Source organism: Ensifer sp. Root1252 (genome assembly GCF_001425885.1).
Lineage (GTDB): Bacteria > Pseudomonadota > Alphaproteobacteria > Rhizobiales > Rhizobiaceae > Ensifer > Ensifer canadensis.
The window spans coordinates 207,299-230,598 of sequence record NZ_LMDT01000007.1 but is presented as its reverse complement, the minus strand read 5'-3'; the positions used below and the strand labels follow the sequence as shown (position 1 = coordinate 230,598).

At 60.2% G+C, this 23,300-nt stretch carries 20 protein-coding genes; 7 read left to right on the top strand and 13 right to left on the bottom strand.

What is annotated here, in order from left to right; genetic code table 11:
- Nucleotides 1–253 precede the first annotated feature (253 nt).
- Nucleotides 254–1,384 carry a YdcF family protein gene (locus ASD02_RS10340; protein WP_234907938.1) on the bottom strand — a complete coding sequence of 377 codons (1,131 nt, stop codon included), beginning with the start codon at nt 1,382–1,384 and terminating at the stop codon, nt 254–256.
- Between the two features lie 1,147 nt (nt 1,385–2,531).
- Between ASD02_RS10340 and ASD02_RS10330 the strand changes: the two genes are divergently transcribed.
- Together ASD02_RS10330 and ASD02_RS10325 are read left to right on the top strand one after the other, a co-directional pair.
- Nucleotides 2,532–2,747: a hypothetical protein gene (locus ASD02_RS10330; protein ID WP_057206426.1), complete on the top strand. Its 216-nt coding sequence runs from the start codon at nt 2,532–2,534 to the stop codon at nt 2,745–2,747.
- A gap of 368 nt (nt 2,748–3,115) precedes the next feature.
- Nucleotides 3,116–3,472: a hypothetical protein gene (locus ASD02_RS10325; RefSeq protein WP_057206424.1), complete on the top strand. Its 357-nt coding sequence runs from the start codon at nt 3,116–3,118 to the stop codon at nt 3,470–3,472.
- Between the two features lie 215 nt (nt 3,473–3,687).
- On the opposite strand, the gene ASD02_RS39710 is transcribed toward ASD02_RS10325, so the two are convergent.
- Nucleotides 3,688–3,987, bottom strand: coding sequence for a hypothetical protein (locus ASD02_RS39710; protein WP_228751017.1), 300 nt, complete (start codon nt 3,985–3,987; stop codon nt 3,688–3,690).
- Nucleotides 3,988–4,211: 224 nt separating this feature from the next.
- Nucleotides 4,212–5,198, bottom strand: coding sequence for a cyclase family protein (locus ASD02_RS10310; RefSeq protein ID WP_082555512.1), 987 nt, complete (start codon nt 5,196–5,198; stop codon nt 4,212–4,214).
- A 115-nt stretch (nt 5,199–5,313) separates the two neighbouring features.
- Here ASD02_RS10310 and ASD02_RS10305 point away from each other — a divergent pair, with 115 nt between their 5' ends.
- Nucleotides 5,314–6,210, top strand: coding sequence for a LysR family transcriptional regulator (locus ASD02_RS10305; protein WP_057206417.1), 897 nt, complete (start codon nt 5,314–5,316; stop codon nt 6,208–6,210).
- Nucleotides 6,211–6,409: 199 nt separating this feature from the next.
- A complete protein-coding gene (locus ASD02_RS10300; protein ID WP_057206415.1) occupies nt 6,410–7,705 on the top strand; it encodes a S41 family peptidase in 1,296 nt (431 codons plus the stop codon).
- A 202-nt stretch (nt 7,706–7,907) separates the two neighbouring features.
- On the opposite strand, the gene ASD02_RS10295 is transcribed toward ASD02_RS10300, so the two are convergent.
- The gene (locus ASD02_RS10295; RefSeq protein ID WP_057214469.1) at nt 7,908–8,756 is read right to left on the bottom strand and encodes a methyltransferase domain-containing protein; all 849 of its coding nucleotides are present in this window, start codon (nt 8,754–8,756) and stop codon (nt 7,908–7,910) included.
- A 279-nt stretch (nt 8,757–9,035) separates the two neighbouring features.
- On the opposite strand from ASD02_RS10295, the gene ASD02_RS10290 reads away from it, so the two are divergent.
- Nucleotides 9,036–10,844: an ABC transporter ATP-binding protein/permease gene (locus ASD02_RS10290; protein WP_038578250.1), complete on the top strand. Its 1,809-nt coding sequence runs from the start codon at nt 9,036–9,038 to the stop codon at nt 10,842–10,844.
- A gap of 456 nt (nt 10,845–11,300) precedes the next feature.
- Nucleotides 11,301–11,846 carry a class I SAM-dependent methyltransferase gene (locus ASD02_RS10285; RefSeq protein ID WP_063978339.1) on the top strand — a complete coding sequence of 182 codons (546 nt, stop codon included), beginning with the start codon at nt 11,301–11,303 and terminating at the stop codon, nt 11,844–11,846.
- A 239-nt stretch (nt 11,847–12,085) separates the two neighbouring features.
- Here ASD02_RS10285 and ASD02_RS10280 read toward each other — a convergent pair whose 3' ends face one another.
- Together ASD02_RS10280 and ASD02_RS10275 are read right to left on the bottom strand one after the other, a co-directional pair.
- Entirely contained in the window at nt 12,086–12,913 is an 828-nt protein-coding gene (locus ASD02_RS10280; protein WP_057214463.1) for a bifunctional allantoicase/(S)-ureidoglycine aminohydrolase, read from the bottom strand.
- Between the two features lie 75 nt (nt 12,914–12,988).
- Nucleotides 12,989–13,675 carry a GntR family transcriptional regulator gene (locus ASD02_RS10275; protein ID WP_025428819.1) on the bottom strand — a complete coding sequence of 229 codons (687 nt, stop codon included), beginning with the start codon at nt 13,673–13,675 and terminating at the stop codon, nt 12,989–12,991.
- 308 nt (nt 13,676–13,983) lie between these two features.
- Between ASD02_RS10275 and ASD02_RS10270 the strand changes: the two genes are divergently transcribed.
- The gene (locus ASD02_RS10270) at nt 13,984–14,718 is read left to right on the top strand and encodes an aspartate/glutamate racemase family protein (protein ID WP_025428820.1); all 735 of its coding nucleotides are present in this window, start codon (nt 13,984–13,986) and stop codon (nt 14,716–14,718) included.
- Nucleotides 14,719–14,800: 82 nt separating this feature from the next.
- Here ASD02_RS10270 and ASD02_RS10265 read toward each other — a convergent pair whose 3' ends face one another.
- The 7 genes from ASD02_RS10265 to ASD02_RS10235 are packed head-to-tail and all read right to left on the bottom strand — an operon-like array spanning nt 14,801 to nt 23,006.
- The gene (locus ASD02_RS10265; protein ID WP_038577875.1) at nt 14,801–15,793 is read right to left on the bottom strand and encodes an ABC transporter ATP-binding protein; all 993 of its coding nucleotides are present in this window, start codon (nt 15,791–15,793) and stop codon (nt 14,801–14,803) included.
- Nucleotides 15,790–16,776 carry an ABC transporter ATP-binding protein gene (locus tag ASD02_RS10260; protein WP_025428822.1) on the bottom strand — a complete coding sequence of 329 codons (987 nt, stop codon included), beginning with the start codon at nt 16,774–16,776 and terminating at the stop codon, nt 15,790–15,792. The genes ASD02_RS10265 and ASD02_RS10260 overlap by 4 nt, the downstream gene beginning before the upstream one ends.
- On the bottom strand, nt 16,769–18,259 hold the full coding sequence (locus tag ASD02_RS10255) for an amidohydrolase family protein (RefSeq protein WP_057214459.1): 1,491 nt from the start codon (nt 18,257–18,259) through the stop codon (nt 16,769–16,771). Before ASD02_RS10255 ends, ASD02_RS10260 begins: the two co-directional genes overlap by 8 nt.
- Nucleotides 18,256–19,449, bottom strand: a complete 1,194-nt coding sequence (locus ASD02_RS10250) for an amidohydrolase family protein (RefSeq protein WP_057214507.1) — start codon at nt 19,447–19,449, stop codon at nt 18,256–18,258. The genes ASD02_RS10255 and ASD02_RS10250 overlap by 4 nt, the downstream gene beginning before the upstream one ends.
- Nucleotides 19,450–19,452: 3 nt before the next feature.
- Nucleotides 19,453–20,403 (bottom strand): ABC transporter permease, encoded by a 951-nt coding sequence (locus ASD02_RS10245; RefSeq protein WP_057214456.1) that lies wholly within the window; start codon nt 20,401–20,403, stop codon nt 19,453–19,455.
- 9 nt (nt 20,404–20,412) lie between these two features.
- Nucleotides 20,413–21,384 (bottom strand): ABC transporter permease, encoded by a 972-nt coding sequence (locus ASD02_RS10240; RefSeq protein WP_025428826.1) that lies wholly within the window; start codon nt 21,382–21,384, stop codon nt 20,413–20,415.
- Nucleotides 21,385–21,443: 59 nt separating this feature from the next.
- Complete coding sequence (locus ASD02_RS10235; protein ID WP_025428827.1) at nt 21,444–23,006, bottom strand: ABC transporter substrate-binding protein; 1,563 nt, start codon at nt 23,004–23,006, stop codon at nt 21,444–21,446.
- Nucleotides 23,007–23,300 lie beyond the last annotated feature (294 nt).

Genomic DNA, 23,300 nt, shown 5'->3' with positions numbered 1-23,300 from the left:
CGCAATCAATCCCATCCGCAATCTCCCAGGTCATCAAAACCCGGGGAGAGTGACATTCTTACTTTGCAGGATCAGGACACTTTAACTTTGCGGCTACATCTGAAAGTCGCGTAATATATCTTATGGAACTTCAATGCGCCTTACTGCGGGTCGTTCTGAGTGACCCATCGAGCCAGCTTACGCGCCCCTCCATCTCAAGTATGGATTGGGACGCGCAATCTGTTCCTAGCATTCTGTTGCTGTGGGGAAGCGACTACTGTTGAAGCCCAGGGTAAGCCCAGACACCCGATACACGCATCAGATCCCGGTAGATTACCAACCGTTCGTCAGCGCCCACCTTTGCTGCCTCTTCCTGAGACGGTGCGTCCAGCGCATTCAGTGGCACGACAGTGGTCGGCAAATCGCGTTGCGTCAGGGCATCTTCCATGACCGTACGAGCACGGCGCATATGGCTTGAGCTTGTCACCAAAATTACGGTATCGGCCTGGTGCCGCACTAGGAGATTGGCAGCGTTGACGACATTGCCGATCGTATCTTTTGATTTGTCCTCAATGATGATGCGATCACGGCTGATGCCCTTGTCGACCAGCCACTTAGACATGATGTCGCCCTCGGTGACGCCGTTCTTCGGTACTCCGCCACTCACCATAACGAGCGCTGTGGGATTAGCTTCAGCAGCTTTCAACGTCACTTCGAGGCGGTCAAGCAGAGTTTGCTGGGCCGTGCCGTCGTCCGCCAACGCATATCCGAGCGCGACCACCATCACCTTGCCAGGCAGCGTCGGTACATCGAAGTTTGGCTTTTCTGCCATGATCTGCTCTGCGCGGATAAAACGCTTGCGATACACCTCTGCTTGTTCGCGATCGAGCCCTGCGAGAGCTTGATGAGCGAGCGCCACGTTGGTCTCATCGCCACGAATCCGAGCAATGGCCTCCAACCAGCTTTGGGCGTCAAAGGCCGTCGGATCTTTTTCGAGGATCCCCTGGAATGTCGTCTGCGCCTCGTCCAGTTTTTTCTGAATGATCTGGGTCGATGCGACGGCGTACTGAAAATCCAGTCGCTCAGGAGCTAACGTCGACGCCTCCTTGAAAGCCGCTTCCACGACATCGTATTTGCCGTGCAGGGTGATCCCCTTGAAGACCTCGGCTTCGGCTTTTTTGACGTCGCCGCCCGACCAGTAATATTGCATGCCCGTGTCGACCAACTGCTTGATGCGGTCGGCATTGGCCTGATCAAAGGCACTGACTGGAACGGCCGAAATAAAGCAGGCCGTTGCTGCCAGGACGCCCAGAATGTAGCGTCTCGCCCCACCCTGCGCGCGTGTGGCAGCTGGTGCGACCTTGATCGGTCCCGTCATGACGGCAAAAATGGATCTCAGCTTCATTTAACTCTCCCAGTTTTCCGCTGACCGGCCGAGCCTACTGACGACCGGATCGAAATGTATTTTCCGTGATCACGACCGAACCGTTACATTCATAAGAGGTTCGGTCCATGTAGTAAGACCAAAAACTGACCACTTGTCCAGTCAACGGCCATGATTCCCAAATCACTGGCAGAAGAATCCAGCAATAGGAATTATAATACAATATGATAGGATATGTCTGGATAGACGAATTGGCGGTGTTGGACTGACGGCAATCGTTGATTGGTACTGTATTGGTATCTTCACCCAACAGCCGACCTTTCACCCTAGTCTCGCCGATCACGTAATCAACTCCGTGGCGGACTTGGCCGTGCACCCACAACGCTGGCCGCTTTTCAGCTACGAGGCTTTCCAGATCCGAAGCGTAGCAGGCAGACAGTGGATCGCCGCTGAACTCCGGCGCGTTGGATGGAGGAGACGGGACGTGTAATGGATATCGTCGATGGCTCAATGCCGACCACAGACATGAAGAACGTTGGTTACGACCACATTCTGGAGAAGCCAGCCAATCTCAAGTTCTGTGATCAGGTTCGCTCCTAACCCAATCAGTTAGCCGCCCGGTCGATCGCGCAAATAATGTGATCGACCGGCAAGGTCTTTGCCGGCACTTTTGACGGCGTGCTGTGGCGGATTTTGCCCTCATGGGTCTCGGGCTATTCACGATTCTATGCGGCCTGTTCCAGTTCGCGCCGCCGCGTCGACCAGCTTACGTCGACCAAGGTATCGGAAGTGCCTCAATGAGGTATAGATTGGCGTTGCCGCGCTTTCTAATATTCCTGGGCGTGGCTTCCCCGCCAACGCGACGTCGTACGCCTTCGCGACGAGGGCGGCGCCCGCTTGCCGCCAAGCGATCGGCGCCGCCCACCTCTTCAAGGCAGATCTGCAATGTGACTGCAGCCAGAGTTCGCTACGATGGCTGTGAACCTGGCGCTGGGCGTGATCAGCGATGCTGCCGATAACTTAACGTCATCCTCCGGGGAAAGCGGGGTGGCGATGAACGCGGCCATTGGTGCATGCGAGCATATTGAGGCGCATGGATATACCGGGGTCTCCAGAGACGCTACAATCGCGTTTGGGTGCGGGGCGTCGAAAGAGCACAGAGAAGGCTATGCATAAGTTCACCGTCACTATCAACGAAGAGTTCGCGGCTGATACCGCCGAGGAGGCTGCCTTGCTTATGTATCAGGAGCTGACCAATCGGCCGCCGCCTCTGTCCTATTCGGTCACAGATGAGGCAAAGATCACCACTGGCCTCACGCTGGATCGGAAAAAGGCCGACGAGTTTGCCAGTGTCGATCACACCGCCGACCCCGGCAACTGGTGACGGACAGCTCGCCCAAAGGAGAGCAATCGGCGTCCTCATTGAACATTGAATGCGTATCGATCAATCGACGGTTCACGCAACGCTTGCGAATGCGATGAGTTGGAGCGCTTGACGACGCTATACCCTTGGATCGCTCATACCCCCTGAGTGTGGACGCCTTTCGAAGGCAATCGAAAGATGTGGAAACCGCTGTCGATCGCGTTGTCCTGTCAGGGTCAGGGTGAAATGTTTCGCATGGAGCGCTGAGGCATCTGAGTCGCATCGTCAAGCAAAGGTCCGAGGCAGATTTATTGTCAGGCCACAAATCGACCCGGCCGCCTCCTCAACCCGCCGCCGCAAGCATCAGTAAAATATAGGAGGACTGCATATTGGCCGCAGCCACGTTTCACCCGAATGTCATGAGGCCCAACGGCATTTCCTCGCAGATTGCGGCAATTTCTATCTGCAGCCTATCTGCCTTGACCGCGATTTATTATGTCGCACCGGCGCCCAGTTTGCCTTGGAGCGACGCTTCCGTGGAACTCGCGCCTGATACCGACCCTTCAAAAGGCACGGTTGCCCCGAGCCCTCCAAAGTTCGAGATTGTGTTCAGCGACGGCGATCGCGGGCTGATGGTCTATGGCGGATATGTCTATGTCGTCCGACTCGGTGACAAGCTGCCTGATGGTCGCCGGGCGATAGGGTTCGAAAAGCGGGAAGGAAGTTGGTCCGCAATGACACTCTAGGACACGTTTCCGACGTCGCCTTTGTGGATGTTAATGGATTGTTAACGCTCACGGAAGGCGCACGGGCCCTGCCCTCCCCGGTGCCATTGCCTGTCATGGCGAACTGGCGCAACCCTTTCGTTAAGGACTTGTAAACCAGTGTTTTTGGGTGGTGCATGATGATGAACGAAACTTTTTACAATGGCGTGCCGGAGATCGAAACCGGCCCTGTTCCGTTAGAAAGCGCCCCGATTGGCGAACATGCCGTACAGGGCATCCCGCTTGTCATCGAGGTAGTCCTTGGCCGCAGCAGGCTGACTGTGGCCCAGCTTTCCAAGCTGCATCGGGATGATCACATAGATCTCGATACAAATTTTGGAGACCCGGTCGACCTCAAGGTCAATGGCACGGTCATTGGCCGAGGTGAGATCGTTTTCAACGAATCCAAGACCGCCATCGGCGTGAAGATCGTAGAGATTTCTCACGGCAGGCGCCGGTAATTGAAATCGCCCGGTTTCAGCCGTGAAACCAGCCATGCCACAAATGCAATATTCGGTTGTATTTCGAACAAGTATGGCAGGACTGGAACGAACGCCGAATGGGCAAGAGTAGCAGTGTCAGCCCTGTTGTCGTCGGGGACCAGGGTCACGGCCTCACCGAGGCCGCTGCCCATCAAACAGGACTCGAGACGTAGCAAGAGCGCCGCGAGCTTTTCCCACGGCGTCTCGGTTGGCCATTTGTGGACGCCTGGTACCCGATCCTATCGAAGCGGCAAGGCCACCGGGCGGATGGGTGCGGCGTCCGCGCCACGGAACTTCAAGGACGCGCCGACAAATGCGAACTCATAGATGCGATCCCTCGACAACCCTTCGAGATTGACGAGTTCGATGATCGGCGCGCCCTGCTGGGCGAGCAGATAGGTGTGCACCGGAACGTAATTGTTCTCAGTTTCGGCAGGAAACGCCTCGAAGCTGAGGTTGTCGGCACCCACCACGATGGCGCCGCCATCCTCGACCAGGAACTTCGCAGCATCGATGCTCAGCCCCGGAGGGTTGTTCATGTAGGCCGATGCGTTCTCGTAATGCTGCATGCGCCCGGTGCGGATGAGCACGACATCGCCCTGCTTCAGTTTCACGCCTTGGCGGTCGAGCGTCTGCTGCAGATCCTTGCGCGTCACCCGATAGTTGTCCGGCAGCATCTGCATGCCCTTGGCTGCAGCGACATCGACCATGACCCCGCGCGCAATGATCGGCGGCAGCTTCTCGGCGCCTGTGACAGTCCAGCCCTGGTCGCCAAGGTATTCGGTGGCGTCATAACCGTTCCAGATCTTGCCGTTCAAGCCAAAATGATTGAGTGCATCGATATGTGTGCCCATGTGTGCATACATCGACACGGCCGAGCCTGTGTAGCTGACATGCTCGTTCATCTCCTTGCCGACTTTCATCGGGTCGGAAACGGCGGTGCCATGCGGCGTGTGGGTCATCCACATCTGGTATGGCGGATCGCCCGCCGCCTCCCAGCTTGGCATGCCGATGAAATACTCCACCGCTAGATCGTAGGACGTGCCTCCATCAATCCGCGAGAGGATCGCAGCGCGGGATTCCGGCGTGATCAGATTGAGGCGCCCGATCTCATCCTTTGGCCCCCAGGGGCTCTTGCCGACCTCTTGTGCGAGAGCCGCATTGCCAACGAGGCCGGCGATGAGGGAGGCAGCCAAGGCGCGGCTGAGAACTTTCGTATCGAACATGATGAACTCCTTCTTCTCGCTTTCCCTGAAATCGGGAAGCTGGGTCCATCTTATTGCTAGCCCAAGCGCGAATAATCGGCGACAATTAGAAAACATAATTTACTCAGGAGAAAATATGGATCTGTTGGCCGCCATGCGCTCGTTCCGTCGCGTCATCGAGTTGCAGAGCTTCAGCAAGGCGGCCGAAGAGCAGCAACAATCGAATGCGTCGATCAGCAAGCAAATCCGGCAGCTCGAGGCGCGGCTCGGCACAGTGCTGATCGTGCGCACAACGCGCCGCATGAGCCTCTCGGAAAGCGGGCGCAGCTATTTCACCGAATGTTGCAGGCTGCTCGACGAGCTCGACGATCTCGAGCGGAAGACATCCGGGGAAACCGGCGAAATCAATGGCCGGCTCCGGATCAATGCTCCCCTGTCTTTCGGACTGACCGTTCTCGCACCGATGCTTGCCCGCTTCATGATGCTTCACCCGCAATTGAAGGTGGATATGACGCTCGATGACCACGTGCTCGACGTCGTCTCCGAGGGCTTCGACGTTTCCATCCGCGTGCGCGCGACGCTTACGGATTCATCTTTGATTGCCAGGCGGCTTGGTGAAGTCGAGCAATTCATCTGTGCAGCGCCTGCCTATATCTCGGCAAATGGCACCCCGACCGAGGTCAACGATCTCAAGCATCATCATTGCCTCGCCTACCGGCTTGCCGACCAACCGGGGAGCTGGGTGCTGGAAGGTCCCGATGGGACGACAAGCATCGAATTGCCCGCGCGTTTCGTCGCGGACAATAGTCTGATGTTGTGTCAGATGATCCAATCCGGCATCGGCATCGGTGCCTTGCCGTCCTTCATCGCCAACCCGCCGCTTGACGGCGGCAAGCTCGTGCGGATTTTGCCGCAGCAAAAACTTGCCCGGCGCAGCATCTACGCGGTCTACCCGACCAACCGCCTTCTGCAGTCGAAAGTGAAGGTTTTTACCGAATTTCTAGCCGGCGAGCTACGGAAAGCCGGTTTCTAGACCAGGCTTTTAGCTGACGCGCAAAGTGATCAGTATCGGCCCCTTACGACCTCCTACCATCGCCATCTCTAAAACTGGACGCCATGGCGCGCGGTGCAGCCAGTGCCTCACACCGGCGATCACGCAATTTTGCAATGCCGGGCCTCGCCTCCGCCGCGCTTAGACCGATAATGAGCGGAAACGAACCGGAAAACCGCCGATGCGCAATGCGATACTCAGGGCCGCACAAACCCCGATCCTGCTGGCGTTCATATCCGTGAGCGCCTTTGCGACCGACGTGCCTCGGTCGGGCGATCCGGTCTTCGACCGCGTCATCACGTTGGTGAATTCGGAGTTTCACGACGAAAATGCGCTCGATCGCTTCAACGCCGCGGCAAAAAAAGAAATCGAAAGCGCGGCACCCGCGCTGTCCACGACGGGTTCCACGGCCCGCGTGGATGCGGCTATCGAAACGGCGCTGGCCAGCCTGCAAGCCTCCCACAATGGCCGTTTCAAATCGGACACGATTGCGTACTTCGAGTTGAGCGACATCTTCCGCTTCGCTATCCGTGATGACCTGCGTCGGTTGTTTCCGCCCGATGGAGAAGTGAGCTACGCCGGCATCGGCATGGTCACGCAGTTAGGCGATGCCCGGTTCGTGACCGATGTCTATGATGGTTCTCCGGCAGCAAAGGCCGGGATCGTCATGGGCGACGAGATCCTTGCCGTCGATGGTAAGCCCTATCGCGAGATCGCCTCCTTTCAAGGCAAGGTCGGGCAATCGGTTGACATCCGTCTCCGCCGCAGGGCCGATGCGGCGCCGATAGGCGTCAAGGTTGCGGTCGAACGGCTGCGTCCGCTCCCAACATTCGAAAAGGCGATCGAAAACAGCGTCGCAGTGAGCGAACGGGACGGGCAAAAGATCGGCTATGTGAGGTTCTGGACCCTCTCGACGCGCGATGGGCTTGATATCGTGGAGCGCGAGCTTTCGACCGGTCGCCTGAGCAATGTCGACGGGGTGATCGTCGACCTCCGCGGGCGTTGGGGCGGTGGCGCTGCGGACGCCGCCGAACTGTTCGTCGGCGACACGCCGTCGTTCCGATTGATCCCGCGGCGCGGAAAGGACACGCTGGCAAATGTTCGCTGGCGCGGGCCGGTGGTGGCGCTGGTCGATGAGGGCACGCGCAGCGGGCTCGAGCTTTTCGCCTACGCGCTGAAGATCAATGGCATTCCGCTTGTGGGCGAGCGAACCGCTGGCGCGCTGTTGGCTGGCCGCGCCTATACATTGCCCGACAACAGCCTCCTTGAAATTGCCGTTTCCGATGCGGTCATCGACGACAATGTTCGGCTGGAAGGAAACGGGATCGCCCCGGACATTCGCGTCGCCCTGCCCCTCGCCTATGCCGCCGGCCGAGATCCGCAACGGGAAGCCGCAGTCTCGGAGATGCTTCGGCTTCTCGCCGACGGCACCTCGGACCGCATCGTCACGCCACGTCAACCGTCGCTGACGCGGTGACAACGAACGTGACACCCTGGGGTTTGCGGGCCATTCAGGCAGCTGCGCTCGCCCGGACGATTTCCCGGCCAAGCCGGACGACCTCGTCGACGAGCAACTTCAAGTCCTGGCGTCTGGTGCGGTGATTGTTGATCGCGACCCTCAGACAGTGTTCTCCATGCACGGTCGTGTCTGAAAGCCCCGCCGTGGTCCTCGTCCGCCTTTATCTTCGTGTTCCCGTGACAATCGTCGCAGTAGAACGTAACTCGACCTTGTTGCCGCGCATGGACTGACGCGCCAAATCAAGAACCTCATTTTTGATCGCCTCATGCGTCGCGGCGTCCGCCTGAGCCAGCCCCGCGACCACGGGCGCCGCTATTTCGGTCATGAAGGTCCAATACCGTTCAGGAGACTCGTGCACCATCATCGTTGAGATCTCCCGCTCATCGACATCTTGCAAACCTGCGTCGGCGAATGCCGCCGACATCATGCCCGCGGCTGCGCAACGAAACAGGCCGGGCGCGCCGGGCATCGGCGCGGGCAAAGTCACGTGCCGCGCGATCGTTGCCATTATTGTCGTCGCCCAGGGATTTTTTTCAGGCCCGCTCCAAACAGCAGCACAAACACGCGCGCCAGGTTTCGCGACACGACTGAATTGTCGCGCCGCCGCGCCGACATCCGGGAAAAACATGAACCCGAACCGGCATAGTACTGCGTCGAAGGATTTATCGGTAAAAGGCAGACTGCCGGCGTCGCATATCTCGGTCGTGAAATTGCTGAGACCGCGATGTCGGGCATTCTCGGCGGCCACCTGGAGCATGCGCTCGGACAGGTCTGTTACCGTCACTCGACCATTCGGGACCAAAGCGGCAGCCGTTAACCCCGGTTCGCCGGTGCCAGCCGCGACATCGAGAACATGGTCACCATCCCTAAGCTTGGCCTGGTGGATCATTGCATCGCCGAACGGAGCGAGCCAGCCCAGAACCAGTTCGTCCCATTTCTGCCAGCCGGTTGAAAACCGGTCCCAGAGATCCTTCTGCTGCTCACGGATGTGGTCGAGATTGTTGGACATGCACGTTCCTCCCGTGGATGCGCTCTCGTGTCTCATCGATCGGAACTATGAACCCTCTTTATATGGATACAATCAGTTTCATGCCTTTTGGGGCGCGTGCCGCACTGTCGTCCAGCTCCTTGTTGAATTGAGTTTTGCAGCCCGAATGCTGTTGCTTGGGCAACAGGGGCCACCCAAATTGCCTTCTGCTGATTTGGATAACGACAATCGGCGCTAGGGAGACCGGGCTCGGCAGGCTATATTTCCCCTGTGGAGATCGTGACGGAGAGATTCGCATCGATGCCGAACCCAACAAACGGCAAGAACAATGGTCGGGTAGAGGCCAACGACGAACAACCCCTTAGCGCCCAGTTACGGATGATGCATGCAGCCTTCATGGCTTCGCCACTCCGAAACCGGATCATCTGGCTCGCCCTTGGTATCCTGACCGTCATCGTCACCACTGCCTTCGGTCAGATCATCCTCAATCGATGGTACAAGCCGTTCTACGACACGCTGGAAAGACGTGACCTCCCGGCCTTCCTGCACCAGCTCGTTGTCTTCGCCCAGATCGCCGGAGCTTTGCTCGTTCTCAATGTTCTGCAGACATGGCTCGGCCAGCTTGTTCGGCTGAAGCTCCGCGAAGGCCTGACACTCGATCTCATCCACGAATGGATGAAGCCGGCGCGCGCGTTCCGGCTGGCGAATGCAGGCGCCATCGGCATCAATCCAGACCAGCGCATACACGAGGATGCACGCCATCTGTCAGATCTCTCCGCCGGGCTGACGATTGGGCTGATCCAATCCGGCATCCTGCTCGCCGGCTTCATCGGCGTGCTCTGGTCGCTGTCGGACGGCTTCGTCTTTCACATCTCGGGCATGGCCATCAACATCCCCGGTTACATGGTCTGGGCTGCCATTCTCTACGCGGGCACGGCGTCATGGCTGAGCTGGCTCGTCGGGCGGCCATTGGTCAAGCTCAACGGTGAACACTACGCACGCGAGGCGTCGCTGCGCTTCTCGCTGATGCGCATCAACGAACACATCGAGGCGGTCTCGCTGTCATCGGGCGAGACGAACGAGAAACGCCGGTTGCAGGCAGATCTCGCGTCCGTTCTGGAGATCAGCCAGAGCCTGCTGCTCGCCGTTACGCGGCTGACCTGGGTGACGGCCGGTTATGGCTGGATCACTGTTGTCGCACCGATCGTCATCGCCTCGCCGGTCTATTTTGCCGGCGATCTCAGCTTCGGCGGCCTGATGATGGCCGTGGGCGCCTTCAACCAGGTGCACGCATCGCTGCGCTGGTTCGTCGACAACATCGGTGCCATTGCCGACTGGCGCGCGACATTGATGCGCGTCGCCGCGTTCCGCTCAGCCCTGCTCGTCGTCGACGACCGGCATGAAGGCGACAAGCGCATCGAGTTCGTTACGGCTGATGGACCGCAGATGATGTTCGATCATATCGAGATTGTCTCGGCCGCCGGCTGTATCAAGCTTTCGGAGCCCAATGTCACCATCAATCCTGGTGAACGCGTGCTTGTCACCGGTGCGGCGGAGGTGGAAAAAGCGCCCTTCTTCCGCGCCATTGCAGGTCTCTGGCCCTGGGGGCATGGCCGCATCTCGCTGCCGATCGATGATGGCCTCGCCTTCGTTCCCCGCTCGCCGTATTTTGCGCCGGGCACGCTGGAAGAGGTGCTTGCCTACCCGAAGACGCCAGACAGCTTCAAGAACGGCGAACTTAGCGGCGTGCTTTCCAAGGTCGGCCTTGGCCGCCTCGCCGATCGTCTCGACCAGGACATGCGCAAGAAGCTCAATCTGAGCGAGGTCGAGATGCGTCTTCTGGCGATCGCCCGCCTTGGTCTGCACAAACCGCGGTGGCTGATCATCGACGAGGCGTTGGATACACTGGAAGACGATGCCTATCGCAAGGTGATGACGTTCCTCGACCAGGAAATGGGCAAGGCGGCAATCGTCAACATCGGGCGCAGGGAACGCGCCAACGGCTTCTTCACCCGCGTGCTGGAACTCGAAAAGGACGCCGCCGGCGGTTCGTTGCGTCTGATCCGGCCAAAGAGCCTGCGCCCCACCAATCCACAACTTGTCGATTGACAGCGCTCGCGCTGAAGGCGGGAGCGATTCCGGTAGGGGGCGAAACCCTAAGCGCCATGGCGACGCTCACACGACGGGGATATGGCCGGTTTCGCCACACAACAGTCGTTGGAAAAGCACCTTTCAGACGGCAGAGTGCAACCCTTTGCTGCCCCTCAGTCGTACCGTCCTGTACGTCGGGATCGCGCCCACGGCCTTTTCTCATGGGGTCGGGATCTCCGTTGAAGCCCCCCAAAAAAACGTCGCAAAATCGCCAGCCTGGTTGCCGTCCACCTTAGATGCCTCCTGGAATTTAGATGTTCCTTGAGATCAGTGCATTTTTTCCTCACAGGCTGGGCACTGGCACATCGAACGTTCGTCCTATATCTTTCATTCACCGGTTGCAGGCCACCGCGCCGGCGCCAATTGGAGCCATCCGAGCCGCGTTCGATTCCATAACCCGCAGGGACGATAAGTATGCCGACACGTGCCACACTGAAAGAACCGCGCGCTGAAGGGAGACGTAAAGACTCCCGGCTCGAAACATTGCTGTTCCGTCTGGAGGCTCAGCACATCTGCCTCGAATGGGCCTTCCGAGAAATAGCCGACCGTCCGGGCATTGTGTTCGAGATGGGGCTGGGTCACGGTCGTACCTACGACCACTTGCGCATCCATCTCCCGGAGCGCGAGATCTATGTTCTGGATCGCGAGATCGACTGTTTCGCCGACTGCACGCCGCCAGAGAACTATTTGCTGCTCGGCGACATCGAGGATACGCTTGGTGCCGCTGCCACCCGCTTTGACAGACAGGTCATCCTGGCGCATGCGGATATGGGTTCGTATGTCAACGCGAACAATATTGCGACAAGCGCCAAGCTGAGCCGATGCCTCCCGGCAGTCCTTGCGCCGCATGCCATCGTCCTGTCCGATTTGCCGCTCGAACTGGCGGGGACGCGTTCGCTACCGCTTCCGCCGGGCGCGCCCAAAGACAAGTATTTTCTCTACGTCAATGGACCATGGTGATCCGCTGGCGTGCCGCTACGGGAAAACTTTGACTGCGCCGGCCGCAACGAGGACGAGAGTCAGGTGCGAGATCGCGCTTTTGTCCTCCTGACCGGCGAATATTTTCGGCCCGTGAGGCAAAAGCTTGGCCCTCACCGACCCAAGGCGGCACATTAAATTGCTAACGCATCCCTTTGATTAAAAAGAAACAGCGCCTTCTTGGAAGGCGCTGTTTCGGTAGGACAATGTTGCCGCGGATCTTAGCGCGGGCGCAATTTCATGTGACGGTTGACGTCCTTGTAGAGCAGATAGCGGAACTTGCCGGGGCCGCCGGCGTAGCAGGCCTGCGGGCAGAATGCGCGAAGCCACATATAGTCGCCGGCTTCGACCTCGACCCAATCCTGGTTAAGCCGGTAGACGGCCTTACCCTCGAGCACGTAGAGGCCATGCTCCATCACGTGGGTTTCGGCAAAGGGAATGATCGCGCCCGGCTCGAAGGTCACGATGGTCATGTGCATGTCGTGCCGCAGATCGGTCGGGTCGACGAAACGCGTCGTTGCCCACTTGCCTTCAGTGCCGGGCATGGCGGACGGTGTGATGTCAGCCTCGTTGGTGAAGAAGGCTTCGGGAGCAGGAAGGCCGTCGACGTATTCATAGGCCTTGCGGACCCAATGGAAGCGAACGGGAGATTCGCTTCTGTTATGCGCCGCCCAGTTGCTGGCCGGCGGAATGAAAGCAAAGCCGCCGGGCTGCATGCGGTGCTCCTTGCCATCAAGCGTGACGGTCAGTTCACCCTCGACGACGAACAGCGCACCCTCAGCGCCCTCATCGAGTTCCGGCCGGTCGCTGCCGCCGCCTGGAGCGATTTCCATGATGTACTGCGAAAATGTTTCAGCAAAACCGGACAAAGGTCGCGACAATATCCACAGGCGGGTTTTGTCCCAGAACGGTAGATAGCTGGTGACGATGTCCATCATCACGCCCCTCGGAATCACCGCATAGGCTTCGGTGAAGACCGCACGGTCGGTCAGGAGCTGCGTTTGTTCCGGAGCGCCGCCATGGGGCGCATAGTAATTACGACCAGTCATTTCCGTCCTTCAGTTCTCAAAACAGGCACCGCCTCCTCACAAGAGCGGTGCGGTTGGGTTATTGCCAATGGAATGTCAAAGCAGTGCTGCACGCAGGTCGCGCGGCTGATCCTTCTCTTCGTCGAGATCCAGTTCCGCCTCGACGTGATGCAGATGTTCGGCCATCTCACGGATTGCCGTGTCCACATCCCTCGCCGCGATGCGGTCGACGACCGCCATATGCTCGTCCGGCCCGCAATTGTGCAGGTGTTTCGAACGGTACATGGCGGTGATCAGCGATGTGCGCGAAACCAGGTCGCGCAGGATGCCGAAAAGGAAGGCAGAGCCGGAGAGCTCCGCCAAAAGCAGGTGGAATCCGCCGGAAAGACGAACGATTGCAGAGAGATCGCCTGCCCTACCCGCAACCCGTTCCTCGTCGATATGGGAGCGCATACGCTCGATGTCTTCCACCGTCGCCCGCTCGCACAAGCGCTCGACCACCCGCTGCTCGATCGCCCTTCTCGTCACGAAGACGTCGCGCGCCTCATCCACCGACGGCTCGGATACGAAGGCGCCCCGGTTCGGCATGATCGTAACCAGCCCATCCCGTTCGAGCGCGGTCAGCGCCTGGCGGATACGGGCGCGACTGACGGAGAAAATCTCGGCAAGCTGCTCTTCCTTGAGGCGGGTGCCTGGGCGCAGGCGCCGCTCCGCAATGGCAAGCCAGATCTTCTCACAAATGATAGCCGTCGGCGCTCCGGCGGTCTCGTCCGCATTGTACATGAAATCTCCCATAGCCGTTCGCATACTCTCGTCGGCCAGCGTTCAAAGTCAATTCCACTCACTGCAGTTTGATATTGACTACAAAATTGTAGACAATATTGTGTACCGTAACTTGATATGCTGTGGCAACCACTTAAACGACGGCCATCGACCGGTGTGACAACCGACCGCGCTGACCTGAGAGCTCATTGATGGACTTTGACTTCACCGAACTGCCAAACAACTACATCACCTCCGATCGTCAGTTCGAGATGCGGACACCCGACATCGCGTCCTTTGCCGCCCTCAAAACGAAAACGAACTGATCCATGCGCATCCTTCTCGTCAACCCGAACTCCACTGCCTCGATGACCGAACAGGCGCACCGCAGCGCTGAGCGGGTTGCAGCCGCCCCGACGCTGGTCGAGTCCGTCAACCCGACCACAAGTCCCGCCAGCATCGAGGGCCATGCGGACGAAGCCATGGCGGTGCCGGCGATGCTTGCCGAAATCCGCGCCGGAGAGGCGCGCGGGGTCGATGCCTATGTCATTGCCTGCTTCGACGACCCCGGCCTTGGCGCTGCACGTGAGATCGCCCGCGGACCGGTCATCGGCATTTGCCAGGCCGCCATCCAAGTGGCGATGAATATCGCCACGCGCTTCTCCATCATCACGACATTGCCGCGCTCTGTGCCGATCATCGAGGACCTGGTCGACGCCTATGGTGCGGGCCACCGCTGTCGCAAGGTGCGCTCTGTCGATATGCCGGTGCTGGCGCTGGAGGAAGACCTCGCCCACACGGAGGAAATGCTCGTACAGGAAATCCTGCGCGCCAAGCATGAGGATGGCGCTGAGGCGATCATTCTCGGCTGTGCCGGAATGTCGGAACTGTGCGACCGGCTTAAGCTTAGAACGGGCATGCCGGTGATCGACGGCGTGACCGCTGCAATCAAGCTCGCCGAAGCACTGGTTGGCGCGGGTTATACCACCTCCAAGGTGGGCGCCTATGACTATCCGCGGGTTAAGTCTGCGGCCGTCACCCGCCTTGTGGATACGGTAGCTTAACAAACAGCTGCAACTGACTGAAAACAAAAAGCTCCGGAGGAAACTACCTCCGGAGCTTTTTCATTCTGTGCTGACGCTTGGGCTAGGCTGCCTGCGTCGGCTTTGCCATTGACGCGACAGCTTCCTCGACGCGGTGGCATGCCGCGCGGGAACCATCGGCAAAGCTTCTCATTGCCGGACGTTCGCTCTTGCAGCGGGCATCAGCCAGCGGACAACGCGGGTGAAAAGTGCAGCCCGACGGCGGATTGAGCGGGCTCGGCACTTCACTGGCCGTGATGCTGCGCTGGCGCTTCGGTTCGGCGATATCGGGGATCGTTTCCAGCAGCAGCCGCGTATAGGGATGGCGCGGATTGGCGAAAAGCGTTTCCGTGTCCGCCTCCTCGACGATGCGGCCGAGATACATCACTGCAATCCGGTCCGACATATGGCGGACGACGCTCATGTCGTGGCTGATGAAGAGATAGGTTAGCCCCATCTCATCCTGCAGTTTGCGCATCAGATTGAGGATCTGCGCCTGTACCGATACGTCGAGTGCCGAGGTTGGTTCGTCGCAGACAAGGAATTCCGGCTCACCGGCAAGCGCACGCGCAATCGAAATGCGCTGTCGCTGGCCGCCGGAAAACTCGTGCGGAAACTTCGAACCATCAGAAGGCGCAAGTCCGACGATGCGCAGCAATTCGCCGACGCGCTCCATCACCTCTGCTTCCGAATTGCGCAGCTTCAGCTCGCGCAGCGGCTCGGCGATGATGTTTTTCACCCGCCAGCGCGGATTGAGGCTGGCGAAAGGATCCTGAAAGATCATCTGGGCGGAAAGGGGCTCGCCGGAGCGACCCGGCGCAAAACGAACCTCACCCTCCGAGGCGCGATAGAGGCCGGTGACAAGCCGGGCGACGGTCGACTTGCCGCAGCCGGATTCGCCCACCAGACTAAGGCAGCCGCCCATCGGCACGGAAAAGCTGATGTCGTCCACCGCGCGCACGAACTGGCGCGGCTTGCGCTCTAGGACCCGGTTCAGCCAGGGGGCCGATACATCGAAATTGCACGTCAGATCATTGACGGTCAGGGCGTCACTCATAGAACTCCTCCTGCATTGAGCCAGCAAGCACTGACGCCCAGGCCGACCGGGGTCGGCTCCGGACGATCTTCACGGCAACGCGGTCCCGCCTCGGGACAACGTGGATTGAAGGCGCAGCCGCGCGGGATGGCGTTCAGGCGCGGCATGGAGCCGTCGATCTGGTTCAGCCGCTCGACACGGCGCCCGAGCGCGGGGATCGAGCCCATCAGCCCGCGCGTATAGGGATGGCGCGCATTACGGAGCACCTCTTCGACCGGGCCAATCTCGACCAGGCGACCGGCATACATTACCGCAACCCGATCAGCGGTCTCGGCAATCACGCCCATATCGTGCGTCACCAGCATCACGGATGTGCCGTGGTCGTCGCAGAGACGACGCAGCAGAGAGGTGATCTGCGCCTGGATCGAAACATCCAGCGCCGTCGTCGGTTCGTCGGCGATGATCAGCTTCGGCTCCGCCGCAAGCGCAAGCGCAATGACCACACGCTGCCGCATGCCGCCCGAGAACTGGTGCGGATAGTGATCGAAACGTGCCTCAGGTGCGGGAATACCCACTTCCTTCAGGAGGTGGATAGCCCGTTCCTTGGCACCCTGCTTCGACAGCTTCAGGTGAAGGCGGATCGTCTCGACCAGTTGCGCGCCGACGGTAAAGAGCGGGTTGAGCGATGTCAGCGGATCCTGGAAGATCGCGCCGATCTGTCGGCCGCGCACGCCCTGCATTTCCCTGTCGGAAAGCTGGTCGATGCGGCGACCCGAAAGCCAGACCTCACCGCCGGATATCCGTCCCGGCGGTTCGAGCAGACCCTGGACGGCAAGGCCGGTCATCGACTTGCCGGCGCCGGATTCGCCGACCACACCCAGGATCTCGCCCGGCCGTATGCTGAGCGAGACGTCGGACAATGCCGCCACGGTGCCGTGCCGTCCGGGAAACTCGACGCAAAGTCCGCGCACGTCGAGAACCGGCGAAGTTACGAGCTCACTCATGCCGCAGGTCCTCCAAGGGATAGCTGGGTGGGAAGATTTCGCTGACGGGTGGATGGGCCCAGCTGCGTTCGGGGTATTTGGCGATCAGCCCGTCAAACTGCTTTTGTGCCTGCCGGCGTGCCGCATCCATGTCGATGCCGGCGACCTTGCCTTCGTGCATGGAGAGACGGCCATCGACGAAGACTGTCTTGGTGACACGCCCCGAGCCACCGACAACCAGCGTCGTGATCGGGTCGATCGCCGGCGCCATGTGGTGATCCATCAGGTCGAAGACCGCGATGTCAGCCCGGGCGCCTGCTTCGAGCCGCCCGAGATCGCTGCGTCCCAGAGCTTTCGCACCGCCCAGCGTGGCGGCGTCGAAGAGATCGGCGCAGCTGACGGCTGCGGTGTCGCCCTCGACGACGCGGCAGGTGATGAGGCCGACCAGAAGGTTCATCAGCATGTCCGGCGGCGCAGTGTCGGTGCCCATGGCGATGTTGATGCCGCGTTCCTTGACCGAGCGGAAGGAGTTGAGCGTGCTGCCGCCGCGTGCCGAGACCATTGGGCAATGGACGATGCTGACGCCGTTGTCGGCATAGAGCTTGAGATCGTTGGCCGTTGCCTGCGTGGCATGCGGGGCGATCAACCGCGAACTCAGGAAGCCGAGGCTCGCCATCCACTCCGGCGCCGTCTTGCCGTGAAGACGACGGACCGTATCGACCTCCATCGTGCCCTGTGCGGCGTGCAGCCGGATCGAGCAATCGAGATCGCGCGCGGCATCCGCCGTTCTCCTCAGCAGCGCCTCGGTGCAGGTCTCGACGCGATCAGGGGCCAGAAGCCCGCGAACCAGGCCGCCATGACGGCCATCGTGATCGCGGATGAAGCCGATGGCGTCGTCGAGGCCTTGCAGGCCTCTCGCCTCATCGAAGACGGCCTCGAGCTGTCCCGGCGCCTCCAGCACCATGCCGCCGGAGCGGTAGGCAGGGCTCAGATAGACGCGCAGGCCGAGATCGCCGGCGGCATCCGAGGCGGCTGCAAACTCCTCGACCGTTTCGCCCCACTCGCGATAGAACAGCGACGCGATCGGTGCCGCGGTGGTGATCCCGTTGAGCAGAAGCTGAGCGAAGGAGAAGCGTTTCTGGAACGCCAGTTCCTCCTGCGTATACATTTCATAAGGCCCGCGCTCGACGTAGGAGCGCGGCCAGACCCGGCCCTTGGCCCAGCCTGGCTGATGGTCGATGGAAAGGATCGTCGTGTCGAGATCCGAGAGGGCATCGAGATCGATCAGGCCGGGGCTGATCATCGCCGCGCCGAAATCCACCATGCGTGCGACCTCGCCCTCGAAGTGCTGCCCGACATAAAGCAGGCTGCCGCCTTCGATGACCACTTCGCCGTTTGGGATGAGACGGTGACTGCCGTCGCGGTGGCCGAGAACCCATTGCGCCGTCAACAGTGTGCGGCCTTCGGCACGCGTGCCGAGTTTCAAATCCTTGAGGTCGATCATGGGATGGCTACCTCCGCGACACCGTTACGGGCAACGACACGGCCGCGCTTGACGACCAGCGGACGTGGTGCGACTTCGACGACTGCATGGGCAAGCGTTTCGCCGACGAGCAGGGTAAAATCGGCATTGCAGCCAACTTCCAGGCCGTAGCCGGCAATGTCCATGACGTCAGCGCCACCGGTGGAGCAGACATGAAGCGCATGCTCCAGGTCGACGTCGCGGCGCAGGCCGTTCTTCATGCCGAGGATGCGAACGCGGTCCATCATATCCGGCTGGCCCCACGGGCCCCAGGTGTCGCGAATGCCATCGCAACCTGCGGCCACCTTCACGCCAGCCTCCTTGAGGCGCAGGATCGACGGTACCGTCGACGACGGCGAGCCCGTCGTGACGATGCGCACATCGAGCTCGGCGATCTGCTCGATCAGGCCGGCGACCCGCAGGTAATCCGGAGCGCCGAGCGCAAAGGCGTGGCTGATCGCAACCTTTCCCTGCATGCCAAGCGCGCGAATGCGCTCGAACATCATCTCCATGCTGAAGGCGCCGAGTTCACCGGCTTCATGCAGATGAATATCGATCGGCTTGCCATGTTTTTCCGCAAGGCCGAAGACGGCATCGAGATGCCCCTTCGGGTCACGGTCGATGCCGCAAGGATCAATTCCGCCAAGGACTTCCGCGCCGTTGCTAAGAGCCTGGTCGAGAAGTTCTGTTGTGCCCGGGCGGGTCACCAGGCCCGACTGCGGGAAGGCGACGATCTCGATGTCGATGATGCCGTCAAGCGCCTCTCGCGTTTCGATGATGCCATCCATCAGGCGCAGGCCGTGCGTCGTGTCGATATCGACATGGCTGCGAATATGGCTGGCGCCGTTCGCGGCCAGCATGATCGCCTGGCGCATGGACTGGCGATGCGGATCGATGCCGATCTCAAGCCGCTTCTCGCGCTCGAAATCGATGCGTCCGCGCAGCGTCGCGACCTTGGCGTTTTCATGCCAGGGCATGCCCCAGACGGACTTGTCGAGATGGGTATGGGCTTCGACCAGGCCGGGAATGGCGATGTGGCCACGGCCATCCTCGATCGCCACGCCATCGGCCTGAAGGTTCTGGCCGATCGCTTCGATCTTGCCGTTACGGATCAGGATATCCGTCAGCGCCCCGCCGTGGGGACGGACGTTACGGATCAAAAGATTGGACATCATTCACCTCAGTTTCGGATTGAGTGCGTCGCGCAGCCAGTCACCGAGAAGGTTGACTGAGACGACAAGTAGGCAAAGCTGCAACACCGGGAACAGGACGACCCACCAGACACCGGAGAACAGGAACTGGTTCCCGAGCCGAATGAGTGTTCCGAGGCTGGGCTGGCTCGGTGGCATGCCGATGCCGAGGAAGGAGAGCGTCGCTTCCGTGAGGATCGCCATGCCGAAGTTCAGCGTGGCTGCGACCATGATCGGCGTTAGCGTGTTTGGCAGGATGTGGTTGAGCATGATCCGCCGCGCCGGCGTCTTCAGGAGGCGGGCAGCCTGGACATATTCCTTGCCGCGCTCGACGATCGTCTGGGCGCGGACGGTACGGGCATATTGAACCCAGGCGCTGAGCGTGATCGCCAGTACGAGGACAGCTGCCGATCCGACGTCGCGCAGCTCCGGCGGCAGCATCTGGCGGGCAACGGCACTGACGAGAATGGCGATCAGGATCGTCGGAATGGAGAGCAGAACGTCACCGATGCGCATCAGGATGTTGTCGACAATGCCGCCGAAATAGCCGGCGATGAGACCGAGGCTGAGGCCGACCGTCAGCGAGAAGATCACCGAGCAGACCCCGATCAGGATCGAAATGCGCGAGCCGTAGAGAATAGCCGAGAGCATGTCGCGGCCCTGGGTGTCGGTGCCGAGAATGAAGGGCCATTGGCCATCGGCCTGCCAGATCGGCGGCAGCTCCGAGTTCCAGAGATCGAGCTGCGCCGGATCGAACGGGTTCTGCGGCGCGATCAACGGCGCGGCAAAAGCCGCGGCGATGAGCACGAGCAGGATCAGCGCGCCGGCGATTGCCGACGGACTGCGGGTAAAGGACCACCAGAGATCGCTCTGACGCCAGCGCGCGAGCCGGCCGATCTTGGCTGTCGAGGTTGTTTCCTGAGCCTGGTCAGTCATGGGGCGGCCTCAGCGTGTGGCATCGCGAAGACGGGGATCGATGACCGCATAGGCGATATCGACAAGCGTGTTCAGCGTGACGAAGATGAAGGAGACGATGCACAGGTAGCCTGCCATCACCGGGATATCGAGGAAGGTCACCGCCTGAATGAACAGCATGCCCATTCCCGGCCACTGGAACACGGTTTCGGTGATCAGTGCGAAGGCGATCAGCGAGCCGACGTTCATCGCCGTCATGGTGACAACAGGCATCAGACAGTTGCGAAGCGCATGGCGGAAATTGATGCGCCACCGCGGCACGCCGCGGGCACGGGCAAACTTCACGAAATCAGAACGCAGCACTTCCATCATCTCGGCGCGCACGAGCCGCATGACGAGCGTGATCTGGTAGAGGGCAAGCGCAAAGGACGGCAGAAGCAGGGACGCACGCCCGGATGCGGTCAAGAGGCCCGTGCTCCACCAGCCGATCTGGACGACGTCGCCGCGGCCGAAGGCCGGCACTACGCCGAGCGAGACGGCAAAGACAAGGATCAGCAGGATGCCAACGACAAAGCTCGGCAGGGAAACGCCGATAATGCTGACGAATTGTAAGCCTTCCGAATACCAGCGGCCTCGATGGATCGCCGTCAGCACGCCGAGCGGAATGCCGACCAGCAGCGACAGGACGGTGGCGACCAGAGCCAGTTCGATGGTCGCCGGGAAGCGTTCGGCGATCAGCGTCATCACGTCCTGACCGTTTCGGTAGCTGATGCCGAAATCGCCCTGGGCCGCGTTGACGACGAAGCGCACATACTGGGTCAGGAACGGATCGTTCAGCCCGAGCTTTTCGCGCAGTTCGAGCCGATCGGCCTGCGACATCTGTTCGTTGGCCATCAGTTCGACCGGATCGCCGGCGAAACGAAAGATCATGAAGGCCATCAGCGCGACGGCGAGCATGACCATCACGGCATTAGCCAGCCGCTTGATCAGAAAGACAATCATTGGGTTTCCCGCTCAATGAGAAACCCCGACAGAGCAGGCTCTGCCGGGGCAATGTGGGGTCAATCGCCGATACGGGTCAGCCAGTGGCGCGGCTTGTTGTCGGCGCGGATGGTGACGTCGGTCACTTCCTTCGACATCGCCCATGCCATCGGCTGCTGATGCAAGGGGATCATGATGACCTGATCCTTGGCAAACTTCAGCGCTTCGGTCTCGATCGCCAATCGCTTGTCGCGATCCATTTCGACTGCGGCCTTCTTCACCATGGCGTCGAGTTCGGGATAGGACCAGCCGCCATAGTTGGCGACGCCGGCAGCACCTTCGCGGGTCGAAAGCACCTGGATCAGGATCGAGTAGGCATCGAGCGTCGGCTCGTTGGCCCAGCCGATCATAAAGGCATCGGACTTGCCGCCGGCGCGCTTCGGCGCCTGCACGGCGCGCGGACCAATGTCGAGCGTCGGCTTGAGCCCGACACGCGACAGCATCGACACGAGCGCACTGCAGACGTCTTCTTCGTTGACGCTTTCGTCGTTCATGCAGACGAGCGTGAACTCGGTGCCGACGGCGCCTGCTTCTTCCAGGAGCTTCTTAGACAGTTCCGGATCGTAGGTGGTCGGCACATCCAGTTCGGCGCTGTAGCCCGGGATCTCAGGCGCAACCATGGTACCGGCGACATGCGACTTGCCGCGCATGACGCGCTTGAAGATCAGCTGACGGTCGATTGCATGATCGATCGCCTGGCGGACCTTGATGTCATTGAAGAAGTTTTCGCGGCCGTCGTTGAGCTTGTCCTTGCGGTTGAAGACCAGGTGGATCGTGCGCAGGTCGGAGCGCTCGACGACCTTGATGTTCGGATCGCTCTTCAGCCGGTCGAGATCCTGCACGGGCGCACCGTCGGTCAGGTCGATCTCGCCCGACAGGAGGGCCGCGACGCGAGTAGCCGCCGACGTGATCGGGGTGAATTCGATGCGGTCGAGATTGTGCTTCGGGGTATCCCACCAGCCGTTATTCTTGACGAGCACGGTCTTGCTGTCAGGCACGCGCGACTCAACGATGAACGGCCCGGTGCCGTTGGTGTGATAGGTGGTGTAACCCTCGACCTTGCCGCCGACATCGGTCGGCAATTCGGACTTGTTCTCGATCAGCCAGTCCTTGTCGAACATGAAGATGTTGGTCATGTCGTTCAGGAACAGCGGGCTTGGCGAATTCACCTCGATATCGACCGTGTAGTCGTCCACCTTCGTGGTGGAGACATAGGCAGGAATGTTGCCACGCAGCGGCGACGTCGGGTGGCTGACGCGAGCCATCGAGGCCATCACGTCGTCGGCGTTGAAATCCGCGCCGTTCTGGAACTTCACACCCTTGCGCAGGTGGAAACGCCAAACCTTTTCGGAGACCAGCTCCCACTTGGTGGCGAGTGCCGGCTCAACGACGAAATCTGGCGTGTAGCGCGTCAGTCCCTCATAGACGTGATTGAGGAAGGCGAGGTTCGACGTGCTGCCGTAGGAATACGGGTCGAGCGAGAAGATATCCCGCGGGCTGCCCCAGCGCAGCGTTTCGGCCTGTGCCGTCGAGGCGAGAAAGGCGAATGCCAACCCCGCAAGGAGATGCTTTCTCAGTTTCATGTGGTTCCCTCTGTTTTTGCCATTCGTCGCCGTGCCGTGCCGACCCGGTCGGTCCGCGATCCCTCGATCACTGGATGGCTGACAGCGCTAGATTTGAAGTTGTTGGCGCTAATGTCAACTATTTTGTCGACAATTATGTTGGCAAGAATTAGCGATTCCGGTTTTACGGAGAAAAACCGTGCGAATTCAGCGACTTTGAAGCGGCGGCTACTTGCAATCGTGACGTGATAAACTGGGCAACAGCCCACTTTTCAAGGTGGATTGCTGTTGAGGGAGACACAATGAGCCGGCGGC